The sequence below is a fragment of the Actinomadura pelletieri DSM 43383 genome, assembly GCF_003634705.1.
Classification (GTDB): domain Bacteria; phylum Actinomycetota; class Actinomycetes; order Streptosporangiales; family Streptosporangiaceae; genus Spirillospora; species Spirillospora pelletieri.
Genome location: NZ_RBWU01000004.1, coordinates 733488 through 746306 on the forward strand (window position 1 = coordinate 733488; position 12819 = coordinate 746306).

Annotated in this window: 10 protein-coding genes; 5 read left to right on the plus strand and 5 right to left on the minus strand. The window is 70.7% G+C overall.

Annotated features, from left to right (window positions below; all coding sequences use genetic code 11):
* The first annotated feature begins 112 nt into the window (after positions 1 to 112).
* The gene (locus tag BZB76_RS21435) at positions 113 to 1354 is read left to right on the plus strand and encodes a DUF1266 domain-containing protein (RefSeq protein ID WP_121436118.1); all 1242 of its coding nucleotides are present in this window, start codon (positions 113 to 115) and stop codon (positions 1352 to 1354) included.
* A 38-nt stretch (positions 1355 to 1392) separates the two neighbouring features.
* On the opposite strand, the gene add is transcribed toward BZB76_RS21435, so the two are convergent.
* Positions 1393 to 2418, minus strand: a complete 1026-nt coding sequence (gene add / locus BZB76_RS21440) for an adenosine deaminase (RefSeq protein WP_121436119.1) — start codon at positions 2416 to 2418, stop codon at positions 1393 to 1395.
* Between the two features lie 108 nt (positions 2419 to 2526).
* On the opposite strand from add, the gene BZB76_RS21445 reads away from it, so the two are divergent.
* A complete protein-coding gene (locus tag BZB76_RS21445) occupies positions 2527 to 3498 on the plus strand; it encodes a helix-turn-helix transcriptional regulator (protein WP_121436120.1) in 972 nt (323 codons plus the stop codon).
* 40 nt (positions 3499 to 3538) lie between these two features.
* On the opposite strand, the gene BZB76_RS21450 is transcribed toward BZB76_RS21445, so the two are convergent.
* The 4 genes from BZB76_RS21450 to BZB76_RS21460 all read right to left on the minus strand — a co-directional run bounded on the left by BZB76_RS21450 (position 3539) and on the right by BZB76_RS21460 (position 7536).
* A complete protein-coding gene (locus tag BZB76_RS21450) occupies positions 3539 to 3943 on the minus strand; it encodes a ChaB family protein (RefSeq protein WP_121436121.1) in 405 nt (134 codons plus the stop codon).
* Between the two features lie 57 nt (positions 3944 to 4000).
* Positions 4001 to 4918: an SDR family oxidoreductase gene (locus tag BZB76_RS21455; protein ID WP_121436122.1), complete on the minus strand. Its 918-nt coding sequence runs from the start codon at positions 4916 to 4918 to the stop codon at positions 4001 to 4003.
* Positions 4919 to 4993: 75 nt separating this feature from the next.
* Complete coding sequence (locus tag BZB76_RS34875; protein WP_170180695.1) at positions 4994 to 5140, minus strand: GPGG-motif small membrane protein; 147 nt, start codon at positions 5138 to 5140, stop codon at positions 4994 to 4996.
* Between the two features lie 236 nt (positions 5141 to 5376).
* Positions 5377 to 7536 carry an anthranilate synthase component I gene (locus tag BZB76_RS21460; RefSeq protein WP_121436123.1) on the minus strand — a complete coding sequence of 720 codons (2160 nt, stop codon included), beginning with the start codon at positions 7534 to 7536 and terminating at the stop codon, positions 5377 to 5379.
* A 279-nt stretch (positions 7537 to 7815) separates the two neighbouring features.
* Here BZB76_RS21460 and BZB76_RS21465 point away from each other — a divergent pair, with 279 nt between their 5' ends.
* The 3 genes from BZB76_RS21465 (at position 7816) to BZB76_RS21475 (ending at position 12733) form a co-directional block, all read left to right on the plus strand.
* Positions 7816 to 8076 (plus strand): DUF3311 domain-containing protein, encoded by a 261-nt coding sequence (locus tag BZB76_RS21465; protein ID WP_121436287.1) that lies wholly within the window; start codon positions 7816 to 7818, stop codon positions 8074 to 8076.
* 4 nt (positions 8077 to 8080) lie between these two features.
* A complete protein-coding gene (gene mctP / locus BZB76_RS21470; protein ID WP_121436124.1) occupies positions 8081 to 9691 on the plus strand; it encodes a monocarboxylate uptake permease MctP in 1611 nt (536 codons plus the stop codon).
* A 246-nt stretch (positions 9692 to 9937) separates the two neighbouring features.
* Entirely contained in the window at positions 9938 to 12733 is a 2796-nt protein-coding gene (locus BZB76_RS21475) for a family 20 glycosylhydrolase (RefSeq protein ID WP_121436125.1), read from the plus strand.
* Positions 12734 to 12819 lie beyond the last annotated feature (86 nt).

The following is a 12819-nucleotide window of genomic DNA, read 5'->3' on the forward strand; positions in this document are numbered from 1 at the left end:
ATCGGGAGGGCGATGACGTCGGAGGTAACGCCCCCGCCCTTTACATTGTAGATTTTTCGTTGGCGGGGTGGAGCCGGGTCCGGGGCCGGTACCGTTGCCCGCGGAGGGGACCATGACGTATCAGGCCATGCTGGACCGGGCCAGGAAGTTCGAACGGCAGGGCAGGTTCGGGGAGGCCGCCGCCGCCTTCGCCGACGCCGCCGAGGCCATGGAGGCGCGCGGCGACGGGACGTCCGCCGTCGCGACCCGGGCGCGGTGCGCACGCGCGCTCGCCGCCGCGGGCCGCACCGGCGAGGCGCAGCGCATGCTCGACACGATCGACCGCATCGCCGCGTCCATGCCCGTCGAGGTCCGCGCGGGGCTCGACGCGCAGGCCGCGCACATCATGGCGGCCGCGGGCCGCACCGGTGAGGCGGCCCGGCGCGCCTGGTCGGCGATGAGCGGGTTCTGGTCGCTGCACGACACCAGGCGCGCCGACGCGGCCGGGGTCCACGCGGCACGCCTCATCGTCAAGGACGCGGGGCCGCGCGGCGCGCTGCTCCCCCTGCGGGAACTGCTGGCGCAGATGCCGCCGGGCGGTGACGGGCACCGGCAGGTCACCGCGCTGCTCGCCGACGCCGAACGGCGCCCCGACCGCGACCACGACATCCTGGTCACCGACCCCGACAGCGCCGCCTGGGGACGACTCGCGGCGGCGCTCGCCGTCGGCGCGCACCTGGCCGTCGGCAACGGGGTCGCGTGGAACGTTCTCACCGACCCCGACGACGCGGCCGGCGATCGGGTCCTGCTGGAACGCGACTGGGGCGTCACCGACCACGACGGCTGGCGCGAGCAGATCGACGCGCTGCTGGACGCCCGCAACAGCGACCCCGCCATCCAGATGGTCCTCGACCAGCGGGGCCGCCGAAGGGACAAGCGGGCCTGGCAGGAGGCGATCGTCGAGTGGTGCCGGGAACGTGACATCCCGGACGGGACCGTCCGCGAGATCGTTGAGATGTCCGAGCTGATCCTGAAGTACGAGTCGCGGTTCCGGGCCGACGGGATCCTCCCGCCGGACGGCGTGGTCGAGAGCGTGTACGGCTACGACTTCGGCCGCGCGGTGAACATGGCCCGCTGGGGCCTCGGCGCCGGGTACTGCGACGCCGAGGAGGCCGAGAAGTGCGTCCTCACCGCCGGGCAGCGCGCCAACCAGGTCTACACGTCGTGGCGGTCGTTCTCCGCCGGCTACGTCCTCGGCCGGATGCTGCGGTTCGACGAGGGCGAGTTCGGCGAATGGTACGAACGGTCGCTGACCGGCCATCGCGTCCTCGCCGAGGACCCGGAGAGCCCCTGGCGCCGCATGGCCTGGGGCTGACGCCCCCGAAGACGACAGGGGTCGAAGGACGACAGGGTTCAGACGAGGGCGTCGATGTCGGCGATGACGGCCTCGCGGGACGCCTCGTCCATGGACGAGGCGATCGCGGCGTTACGGGCCAGGGACGCCAGGGCGTCGCGGTCGAGCCCGAACGCCTCGGCGGCGACGCGGTACTCGCCGGTGAGGGTCGTGTCGAACATCGGCGGGTCGTCGCTGTTCAACGTGACGAACAGGCCCTCGTCCAGCATGCGTGGCAGCGGGTGCGAGGCGAGCGCGGCGACCTGACCCGTGCACACGTTGGACGTCGGGCACACCTCCAGTGGTATCCGCGCCTCGCGTAGGCGCGCGACGAGCCTCGGGTCGTCCAGGCAGGAGGTGCCGTGGCCGATCCGCTCGGCGCCGAGCCCGTCCAGGGCCTCCCAGATCGTCTCGGGACCGGTCATCTCCCCGGCGTGCGGCAGGCTGCGGAGCCCGGCGGCGCGGGCGGCGGCGAACGCGTCCCGGAAGGCGTCCCGGTACGGCGGGCGCACCTGCTCGATGCCGCCGAGACCGAAACCGACGAGTTCCTCCGGCGGGTGCCCGAGCGCGTGGTCGAGGGTGCCGCGCGCCGCGTCGGCGCCGAACTCGCCGGGGATGTCGAAGATGTAGGCGACATGGACGCCGAGCCGGTCGCGGGCCTCGCGGGCGGCGATGTCCAGGGCCTCGGTGATCGCGGGCATCGGCATCCCGGCCCGCCGGTGCGTGTACGGGGTGACGGTCAGCTCCACGTACCGGACGTTCTGGACCGCGAGGTCGCGGGCGACGCCGGTCACGAGGGTGCCGACGTCCTCCGGCGTCCTGACCAGGCCGGACACCGCCTCGTACACCTCGGCGAAGTGCGGGAAGTCGCGGAACGCGTAGAAGGCTCGCAACGCGTCCTCGTCCACCGGGACGGGCCCCTCGGGGTGACGGCGGGCGAGTTCCAGCACGGTCGGCACGGACGCGGAGCCGACGAGATGGACATGGAGTTCGACCTTCGGCAGGGCGTCGATGAACGCATCGAGGGAGGTGGAGGGGTTCGACATTCCGCGACGCTAACAGCCCATCCGTCCGTCGTGACAGGGATTTCCGGCGAACCTGACACGATCTCGTGAGGAATGACCCGTCGCCGTCCACCCTGGTAGACAGGGTCCGTGCGGGCGGCTCGGTTGATCTCGATGGTGTTGCTCCTGCAGTCGCGGGAGACGATGACGGCGGGCGAGCTGGCGCGGGAGCTGGAGGTCTCCGAGCGCACCGTCTACCGGGACATGGAGGCGCTGTCGGCGGCGGGCGTCCCGGTCTACGCCGAGCAGGGCCGTCGCGGCGGCTACCGGCTCGTCGGCGGCTACCGGACGCGGCTGACCGGGCTGACCCGCGAGGAGGCGGAGGCGCTGTTCCTGTCCGGGCTGCCCGGTCCCGCCGACGACATGGGCCGCGGCGACGCGGTCGCCGCGGCGGAGCTGAAGGTCCTCGCCGCGCTGCCGCCGTCACTGCGGGACGCGCCCGCGCGGGCGGGCCAGCGGTTCCACCTCGACGCGCCGGGCTGGTTCGGCGAGTCCGGGCCGCCGCCGCTGCTGCGCGAACTCGCGCGGGCCGTCTGGGAGGACGAGTCCGTCGAACTGCGCTACCGCCGCGGGGACACCGAGATCGCGCGGACGGCCGAACCGTACGGGCTCGTGTTGAAGAACGGCACCTGGTACCTGGTCGCGCGCGTCGGCGACGGTATGCGCACCTACCGCGTGGACCGGGTCACCGCCGTCCGGCCGACCGGCGTGATGTTCGACCGGGACGACGACTTCGACCTCGCCGCGCACTGGCGGGAGCAGGCCGAGGCGTTCGTCCGCTCGATCCTGCGCGAGCGGATCACCGTCCGGCTGTCCCCCGCCGGGATGCGGATCCTGCGGTACGCCGTCGAGCCGTACGCGGCACGGCGGGCGGTCGAGGACGCCGGGGAGCCCGACGGCAAGGGCTGGGTGGTGACCACGCTTCCCGTCGAGTCGACGCGGGTCGCGGCGGCCGAGTTGATGCGGCTCGGGCCCGAGGTGGAGATCCTGGAGCCGCCGGAACTGCGTGCGCGCGTGGCCGAGGCCGCCGCCCGGCTCGCGGACCTGTACACCCCGGGCTGAGGGACGGACCGGTGCCGGGCGGCCCCCGACGAGCCGCGCGCTAGTCCTGCTTTCGGGCGATCGCCTCGGCCAACTGCTCCTTGGTCATCTTCGAGCGTCCCTTGACGTCCAGGTCGGCGGCGCGCTCGTACAGCTCCTTCTTCGTGTTGCCCTCGACGTCCACGCCGCCGTAGCTCTTGCCGTGGCCGCGGCGGGCCTGCGGGTTCTTCGCCCGCGGGTCGGACGGGCCCTTGCGCTTCTTCGGAACCCACCGGTCGCCGAGCTTCTCGAACCTGTGCTTGAGCGCCGAGTAGGCGGTCCGGTGCGCCCGCTGCCCCTCACCGTAGGTCTCCACCGCGGAGTCATGGGCCTTGGCGAAGGTCTCCTGAGCCTCCTTGGGGGAACGCTTGAGCGTGTCGGGAAGCTCGTCCTTCTTCGGCTTGCCGCTCTTCGTCGTCTTCGGCATGACTCCTCCTTCGTCACGTCTCCAATGCGAATAACCGCCCAAGACCACCTCAAACCGCTACCGGTATCCGGTGACGTCCGCGGGAAGCCCCGGCTGCTCCACCTCGACGATGTAGCGCCAGGCGTCCGGGCGGCTGCCGTCGGCGTCGGTGAACCCGTACTCCTTGGCGAGCCCGCCGCTGGACAGCGACGCGCCGTTCCAGCGTGCCCGGTCGGGGTCGGCGGCGAGCGCGGCGACGGCGCGTCCGACGAAGGTCGGGGACTCGGAGATCGCGAAGTGCGGGACCGTCTTCGTGGCGTCGCGCCAGGTCTCCTCCGTGACACCGTAGTAGTCGAGCATCGCCTCCGAGCGCAGCCAGCCGGGCGTCAGCGCCAGGGCCGTCGCCCCGTACGGCGCGATCTCCACGGACTGGGCGAGCGCCATCCGGATCACGGAGCTCTTGACGAGGTCGTAGAAGAATCCGACGTCCTTGCGGTAGTTCGCGTTGTACTCGGCGGTCCCGTCGGTCATCTCGATCACGAGGCCGCCGGGCTCGCGGATCAGCAGGGGCAGCGCGCGGTGGCTGGTGATGGCGTGGGTCTCGATGCCGAGGCGCAGCATCCGCAGCCCGTCGTCCAGGGACTGCTCCCACAGTGGCTTGTCGAACCCGAAGAGGTGGTCGGCGCCCCACACGTCGTTGACGAGGACGTCGAGCCTGCCGCGTTCGGCGTCGATGCGCGCGACCAGCGCGGCGACCTGCTCCGGGTCGAGATGGTCGACCGGGACGGCGATGCCCTCGCCGCCCGCGGTCGTCACCAGCTCCGCGGTCTCCTCGATGGTCTCGGGACGGCCCATCTCCGAGCGGCGTGCCCGGGTGGTGCGTCCCGTCACGTACACGGTCGCGCCGGCGGCGCCGAGCTCGACGGCGATGCCGCGGCCCGCTCCGCGCGTCCCCCCCGCCACCAGCGCGACCCTGCCTGTCAGTTCACGGTTCATGGGAGGGATGCTGGCACCGAAACCTGTCAGCCCGCGTCAGCGTTCCGCCCCGAGACCGGGAGATCCGGACGCGCGTCAGGTGAAGATGCTCACCCCTCCCGGGCCGACGAGGAGTCCGACCACGATGAGGACGATGCCCCAGATCAGCTCACGGCGGGCGAGGATCACATAGATTCCGGCGATCACCAGGACCACGGCGAGTAGCCACAGAAGTGTCATCATGCGACCGGGATCCCCACGTCAGGTGCCCGGAAACCGATATCTCGTTTCGGATGTCCGAAATCACAGTTTTGTCCCGTCGTGCGGAGAGGGGATCGCTCCCCTCTCCGCCGGGATAACGGCGATCACCACGCCGCGCGAGGGCGGCGCCGTGGCCGGTCCCCCAGTCTTCCGTCGCGCCCCGGCCGCCACCAGCACCCTCGGTACCATTTAGGCCCGCACGATCTCCTGCCAAGGGACTAGGACCGGCTCAGCCTGAGGACGTTGGCCACGATCCGGTGCCCCGCCCCGCCCGCCGCGGTGAGGATCGACTCCGGGTGGAACTGCACGCCCCAACGCCGCCGCGCCGGGTCCTCGACCGCCATCACCACGTCGCCCGTCAGCGCGGTCACCTGGAAGCCCTTCACCCGGTCGGGCGTGGTGTGCAACGAGTGGTACCGGGCCGCGGTGAACTCGTCGGGAAGTCCCTCGAAGAGCCCGCCGCCGAGCACCTTGACCTGGCCGGGCTTGCCGTGGGACGGCTCGGGCAGCAACGCCAGCGCGCCGCCGCCGTGCTCCACCATGGCCTGCAGGCCGAGGCAGACGCCGAAGACCGGGAGGGTCCGCTCGTCCAGCGCGTCCAGGAGCGGGCCGGTCGAGAAGTCCTCGGGACGTCCCGGACCGGGCGACAGCACGACGAGGTCGGGGGCGTGCTCGTCCAGCATCCCCGTCGGGAAGCCGTGCCGGAGCGTGACGACGTCGGCGCCCTGCTGGCGGAAGTAGTCGGCGAGGGTGTTGACGAACGAGTCCTCGTAGTCGACGAGCAGCACCTTCACGCCGTCCCCCGGCCGCTCGGGCGATGCCGACTCCCGGGCCGCGGCCGCCGCGCCGCCCCCCTGCGACTCGGCGAGCGCGCCGAGCAGCGCGCTCGCCTTGAGGTGGGTCTCGCGCTCCTCCTCGTCGGGATCGGAGTCGTACAGCAACGTCGCCCCGGCCCGGACGGTCGCGACGCCGTCACGGATCTGCGCCGTCCGCAGGGTCAGCCCCGTGTTCATGGACCCGTCGAACCCGATGCAGCCGACGGCGCCGCCGTACCAGCGGCGCGGCGAGTCCTCGTGGTCCTCGATGAACTGCATCGCCCACGCCTTCGGCGCGCCGGTCACGGTCACGGCCCACATGTGCGTGAGGAACGCGTCGAGCGCGTCGAAGCCGGGGCGCAGCCGCCCCTCGATGTGGTCGACGGTATGGATCAGCCGCGAGTACATCTCGATCTGCCGGCGGCCGAGGACCCGGACGCTGCCGGGCACGCAGATCCGCGACTTGTCGTTGCGGTCCACGTCGGTGCACATGGTCAGCTCGGACTCGTCCTTGGTGGACGACAGGATCGCGCGGATCTGCTCGGCGTCCTCCAGCGCGTCGCCACCCCGCTTGATCGTCCCGGCGATCGGGCAGGTCTCGACGCGGTCGCCGGTGACCCGCACGAACATCTCGGGCGACGCGCCGACCAGATACTCGCCGTCGCCGAGGTTGAACAGGAACTCGTAGGGCGCGGGGTTCGTCTCGCGCAGCCGCTCGAAGAACGCGGCGGGCGCGTCGCACCGCCCGTACATGGCGTGCCCAGGGGTCACCTCGAACAGGTCGCCGCGGACGAACTTCTCCTTCGCCTCCCGCACCATCTGGGCGTACACGCCGGGCACCGGCTGCGCGGGAATCTCCGCGGGTTCCACGACCGGTGTCGGCTCGGTGGCACGCGACAGGCCCGCGGTGCTCCGGTCCCCGACCTCGAAGTCGTAGGACATGCGGTGCGAGGTCTCGCGCTTGCGGTCCACGACGACCAGTTCGTCGGGCAGGTGCAGGACGAGGTCACGCTGGTCGGACGGCCTTTCCAGCCTCGTCCGCAACGGCTCGAACTGGAGCGACAGGTCGTACCCGAACGCCCCGTACAGGCCGAGGTGCGGGTCGTCGCAGGCGAACAGGCCGACCACGGCGCGCAGGGCGGTGAACACGGTCGGCTGGCGGCTGCGCTCCTCCTCGGGGAAGAACTCCCGCGTGGGCGGGACGAACACCTCGACGACGCCCGGCTCGTCCGCCCGGATCTCCCCGGTGTCGCGCAGGACGGCGGCGACGGCGGGCAGCAGGACGCGCCCCCGCCCGTTGAGGGCCCGTACCGTGACGGTCCGGCCACGGGCGACGACCTCCAGACACGGGTCGACGTACCCCATGTGCCAGCGGCTGTAGCGGCCCGGATACTCCATGCCGGAGCTGAGCACGCCGCCGCGCCGCTCTCCCACGGCCTCGACGAGGGCGTTCAGCATGTCGGACTTGCGCTCGGGATCGACCGGTGTGGCGGTACGGGTCACCCGTACGCCCCCGGCGGTGACGAACTCGCTGGTCAACTGCTGCTGTGAGACGGTGTCCACCGCGGTGGCCCCTCATGTCGGGCCCTCACCAGGCGGAAACACGAAAAAGACCGCCGGTGAGGGCGGTCGCCTGGATCTGGTCGTGCACGAACCGGCGCCGCCTCAGCGACGCCACCACCACTGGGAGGAGGCCACGGTCCGCATGCGGTGAGGCTACCACCTGTGGATCGATCCGCGTACTCGTGCCGTGGCCGAGATCACTCCGTGACGCGCCCGTGGGTACTCTCGCCCGGCCATGAAGATGACGCCGTGCACACGACCGTTCACACGGTCGTGCCCATGACGAGGAGGAACTCGTTGGCTCCCGACGACCCGAACGACCCCCGCCCGCAACCGCCACCCGTGGACCGCTCCGACCGGAGCGTCTGGAACCTTCTGCTGATCGTCCCGATCGTGGTGCCGCTGCTGACGTTCCTGTACAACGGCGAGACGCCCCGCCTGGCGGGCTTCCCCGCCTTCTACTGGATCCAGCTGGCCTTCATCCCGCTCGGCGTCACCTGCACGCTCGTCGTGTACCGGATGACCAGGAAGCGGGGGTGATCCGATGGCGAGCGACCATGTCACCGAGATCGCCGTCTTCGCCGCGCTCTTCCTGCTGGTCAGCGGGATGGGCTTCGTCGCGGCCCGATGGCGCCGCGCCGCGACCATGGACAACCTGGACGAGTGGGGGCTCGGCGGCCGCAGCTTCGGCAGCTGGATCACCTGGTTCCTGATCGGCGGGGACCTCTATACCGCGTACACGTTCGTCGCCGTCCCGGCGCTGGTGTTCGGGGCGGGCGCGGCGGGCTTCTTCGCCGTCCCGTACACGATCGTCGTGTACCCGCTGGTGTTCCTGTTCCTGATCCGGCTCTGGTCGGTGTCGCACGTCCACGGGTTCGTCACCCCGGCCGACTTCGTCCGGGCCAGGTTCGGGTCGCCGACGCTGGCGCTCGCCGTCGCGGTCACCGGCATCGTCGCCACGATGCCGTACATCGCGCTGCAACTGGTCGGCATCGAGGCGGTGCTGAAGGCGATGGGCGTGCACGGCCACTGGCCGATCGTCATCGCGTTCGTGATCCTGGCGGCCTACACCTACCAGTCGGGGCTGCGGGCGCCCGCGCTGATCGCGTTCGTCAAGGACGTGCTGATCTACCTCGTGATCATCGTGGCGGTGCTGTACATCCCGGCGAAGCTCGGCGGCTGGGGCGACGTCTTCGGCGCGGCGAAGGACAAGTTCGAGGCGACGCCCAAGCCGGACGACGGGATCGTGCTCGGCTCCGCCGGTCAGCTGAACTACGCGATGCTGGCGCTCGGCTCGGCGATGGCGCTGTTCCTGTACCCGCACAGCGTGACCGGAGTGCTCGCCGCCCGGAACCGCGACTGCGTCAAGCGGAACATGGCGGCGCTGCCCGCCTACAGCCTCGTCCTCGGTCTGATCGCGTTGCTCGGCTACATGGCGATCGCCGCGGAGGTCGTGCCGATCACCACCGACGGGAAGACGGACACCAACACCGTCGTCCCGGTGCTGTTCGACCAGGTGTTCCCGGACTGGTTCGCCGGGGTCGCGTTCGCCGCCATCGGGATCGGCGCGCTCGTCCCGGCGGCGATCATGTCGATCGCGGCGGCCAACCTGTTCACCCGCAACATCTACAAGGAGTATCTCCGCCGGGACGCGACCGAGAAGCAGGAGGCCACGGTCAGCAAGCTGGTCTCGCTGGTCGTCAAGGCGGGCGCGGTGGCGTGCATCCTGGCGCTCGACCCCGAGTTCTCCATCCACCTGCAGCTCATCGGCGGCGTCATCATCCTGCAGACGCTTCCGTCGGTGGGGCTGGGCCTCATGACGCGCTGGTTCCACCGCGGCGCGCTCATCGCCGGCTGGGCCTGCGGCCTGGCGGCGGGGCTGTGGATGCTGTACCGGATCCCGAATCCCGCGAAGGGCAAGGACCACTTCGGCGGTTCCGCCTACCCGCTGAGCGACCTCGGCCTGGACACCTCGTCGACGATGTACGTCGGGATGCTGGCGCTCGCCGTCAACGTCGTCGTCGCGGTCGCCGGGACGGTGGCGTGCAGGGCGGCCGGGCTCGCGGACGGCGCGGACGCGACCCGCGGGGCCGACTACACCGCCGACGAGGGCGATCCGAAGATCAAGGAACTGGATCTGGCGGGCAGCACCTGACCGCGTCTCGCCCCGGCGCCGCCGGGACGCCCGGATTCCGTTTCCGGGCGTCCCGGCGTTTTGTCACGATCCAATCAATGGGCGACGACCCGGCTCGCGGCACGCCGCGCTTTGATCATTCCGGAGATCGTCCCCGTCAAGATCCTCAGCATGACCGGAGGCGGCCACCGGGATTGCCCTGCGGGTTCATGATTGGCCTGATCAGGCGTCGGGATCTTGGCAAATTATTAGGATAGTTTCCTATTTATGCCGAATAGACAAGCGGCCGCGTTGACGGCCGCCGCGCTCACCGCCGCACTCCTGACGGCGGTCCCCGCGGGCGCGGCGTCTGCGGCCTGTAACCCAGACGCACGCGATCTCATGGTCACCCACCAGCCGGTCGACCACACCGTCGCCGACGCGAAGTACCACCTCGCGCGGCTGACCATCGACAACAACGACAGAAGGTGCACCCTCGGCGAGGGTGGATGGGCGTTCTACTTCAACGCCGTACGGCAGCCCACCGCCGTCCTCGCCGGAGAGGTCGGCGACATCGGCCGCAAGCACCTCGCCGACCAGAACGTCGCCGTGACCCGCGCGGACGCCGCGCAGAGCGGCGACTTCTACACCCTGAAACCGCAGAGCGGGTTCAAACCCATCGGTCCGGGCGAACGCCGTTCGATCGACATCTACTTCGAGGTGTGGGCGGTCCACAAGTCCGACGCGCCGGCCGGATGGACCATCGCCTACAACGGCGGGACACCGAAGTGGGTGCCCTCCAAGGCCCTGCTCGACCCGGCCGACCCCAAGCAGACCAAGGCCTTCTCCGGCGACAACCGTCCCGTGCAGACGGCGGCCACCCGGTACGCCGAGAACACCACGCCGAAGCTCGACCTCACGCTCCAGCAGAGCCTCGTCCCGCAGCCGCTGTCGGCGACCGCGACCGGGGGCTCGGTCTCGATCGGCGGCGGGTCCCCCGTGTCGGCGCCGGCCGAACTCCGGGGTGAGGCGGACTACCTGCGCTCCGCGCTGCGCGACGTCGCACGCGGCAGGGCGGCCTCGATCACGCTGCGGGTCAACTCGCGGCTGGACGTCGACAACGACGGAAAGGCCGACGCCGAGGGCTACACGCTCACCACGGCCGAGGACGGCGTCGAGATCGTCGGCACCGACCGGGCCGGGGTCCTGCACGGCATCCAGACGCTGCGGCAGCTCATCCCGACCGACGGCTACCGGGCCGCGGCGAAGGGCCACAGGTCCTCGACCATCGCCGTCCCGCGCGCCAAGATCGCCGACGCGCCGCTGTTCGGGTACCGGGGTCTGCAACTCGACGTGGGCCGTCACTTCGAGTCCAAGCAGACCGTCCTGAAGTTCCTCGACCTGATGAGCTTCACCAAGCTCAACAAGCTGCACCTTGGCCTGACCAACGACGAGGGCTGGCGCCTGGAGATCCCGGGCCTGCCCGAGCTGACGGAGTTCGGCTCCAAGCGGGCGCTCGACCTGAAGGAGACCGGCGCGCTGCACCAGGGCATGGGGTCGGTCAACGACCTCGGCGGCGGCGACGGCGTGTCCGGCAAGGCGCGCAACGAGACCGACGCCAACCTGGGTCGCGCCCCCGCCTACCAGGGCTTCGAGCAGAACACCCTGAACTTCGTCGGCAAGGGCAGCGGCTTCTACTCGGTGAAGGACTTCGAGGAGATCCTGCGGTACGCGGCCGAACGGCACGTCGAGGTCATCCCCGAGCTCAACTTCCCCGCGCACGCCCGTGCCGCCGTCCAGTCGATGGAGCGCCGCTACCAGAAGACCAAGGACGCCACGTACCGGCTGCTCGACCCCGAGGACAAGAGCCAGCACACCAGCGTCCAGTACTACACCGACAACCTCGTCAACCCGTGCCTCGGCAGCACCTACGTGTTCCTGAACAAGGTCACGTCCGAGGTCGCGAAGATGTACGAGCGGGCCAAGGTCCCGTTCAACCGGCTGAACCTCGGCGGGGACGAACCGCCCGGTCCGCCGGAGGGCTGGTGGTCCGGATCGCCCGCGTGCAAGAACAACTCGGACACCGCGGGCAAGTCCGGTGAGCAACTCAAGCAGCTGTTCTTCACGGCCTGGAACACCATCGCGCTCAAGTACGCGGGCAGCACGGCCGGGTGGGAGGACATCACCGACCCGACCCACGACTTCCGCCTCAAGAACTTCGCGCCTCTGCCGTGGCAGAACGTGTGGGGCTGGGGACGTGAGGACTGGGCGTACCGGTACGCCAACCAGGGCACGCCCGTGATCCTCGCCCACGCGACGAACCTGTACATGGACCTCGCGTTCAACAAGGACCCGGACGAGCCCGGCTACTACTGGGCCGCCTACGTCAACGAGAAGAGCACGTTCACCTACCAGCCGTTCAACGTGTACGCGAACGCGACCGAGGACCGCTGGGGCAACAAGATCGAACCGAACCCGTCCTGGACGAAGCTGACCCCCGAGGGCCGCAAGAACATCCTCGGCCTGGAGGCGCAGCTGTGGGGCGAGAACGGCAAGTCCGCCGAGATCCGCGAGTACCAGGCGTTCCCCAAGCTCCTCGGCGCGGCCGAGCGGGCCTGGAACCGCAACACCCCGGCTCCGGACAAGATGGAGGAGGCGTGGAAGGTCTTCTCCAACACGCTCGGGCAGAAGACCTACCCGCTGCTGTCGTTCTACGAGCCGGTGGGGCTGAGCGGCGCGGGCGTGAACTACCGCGTCCCGCCGCCCGGAGCGAAGATCACCGACGGGACGCTGTCGGCGAACGTCCGTAACCCGGGTCTGACCATCGAGTACTCCACGGAGGGCTGGCGCTGGCGGCAGTACGACGGGCCGGTGAAGGTCGGCGCGTACGCGTTGACCCGCACCCGCGCCGCGGACGGTCGCACCAGCCGCATCTCGCACGTCGGAATCCCCGCGTGGCAGAACGGCACGTCCTACAAGTCCGGCGCTCTGGTGCTGCACCAGGGCGAGCTGTACCGCGCGTCGCGCGGCGGCAGCGGCCATGAGCCCGGCCGCTCCGGCGGTCACTGGACGCTGCTCCAGTAGACCGGCGCGCCGGTAGACCGCGCTCCATCGGGCAGCGCGCGAGTCGGCCCGGTCGTCCGCTCCCCCGGACGGCCGGGCCGACGTCT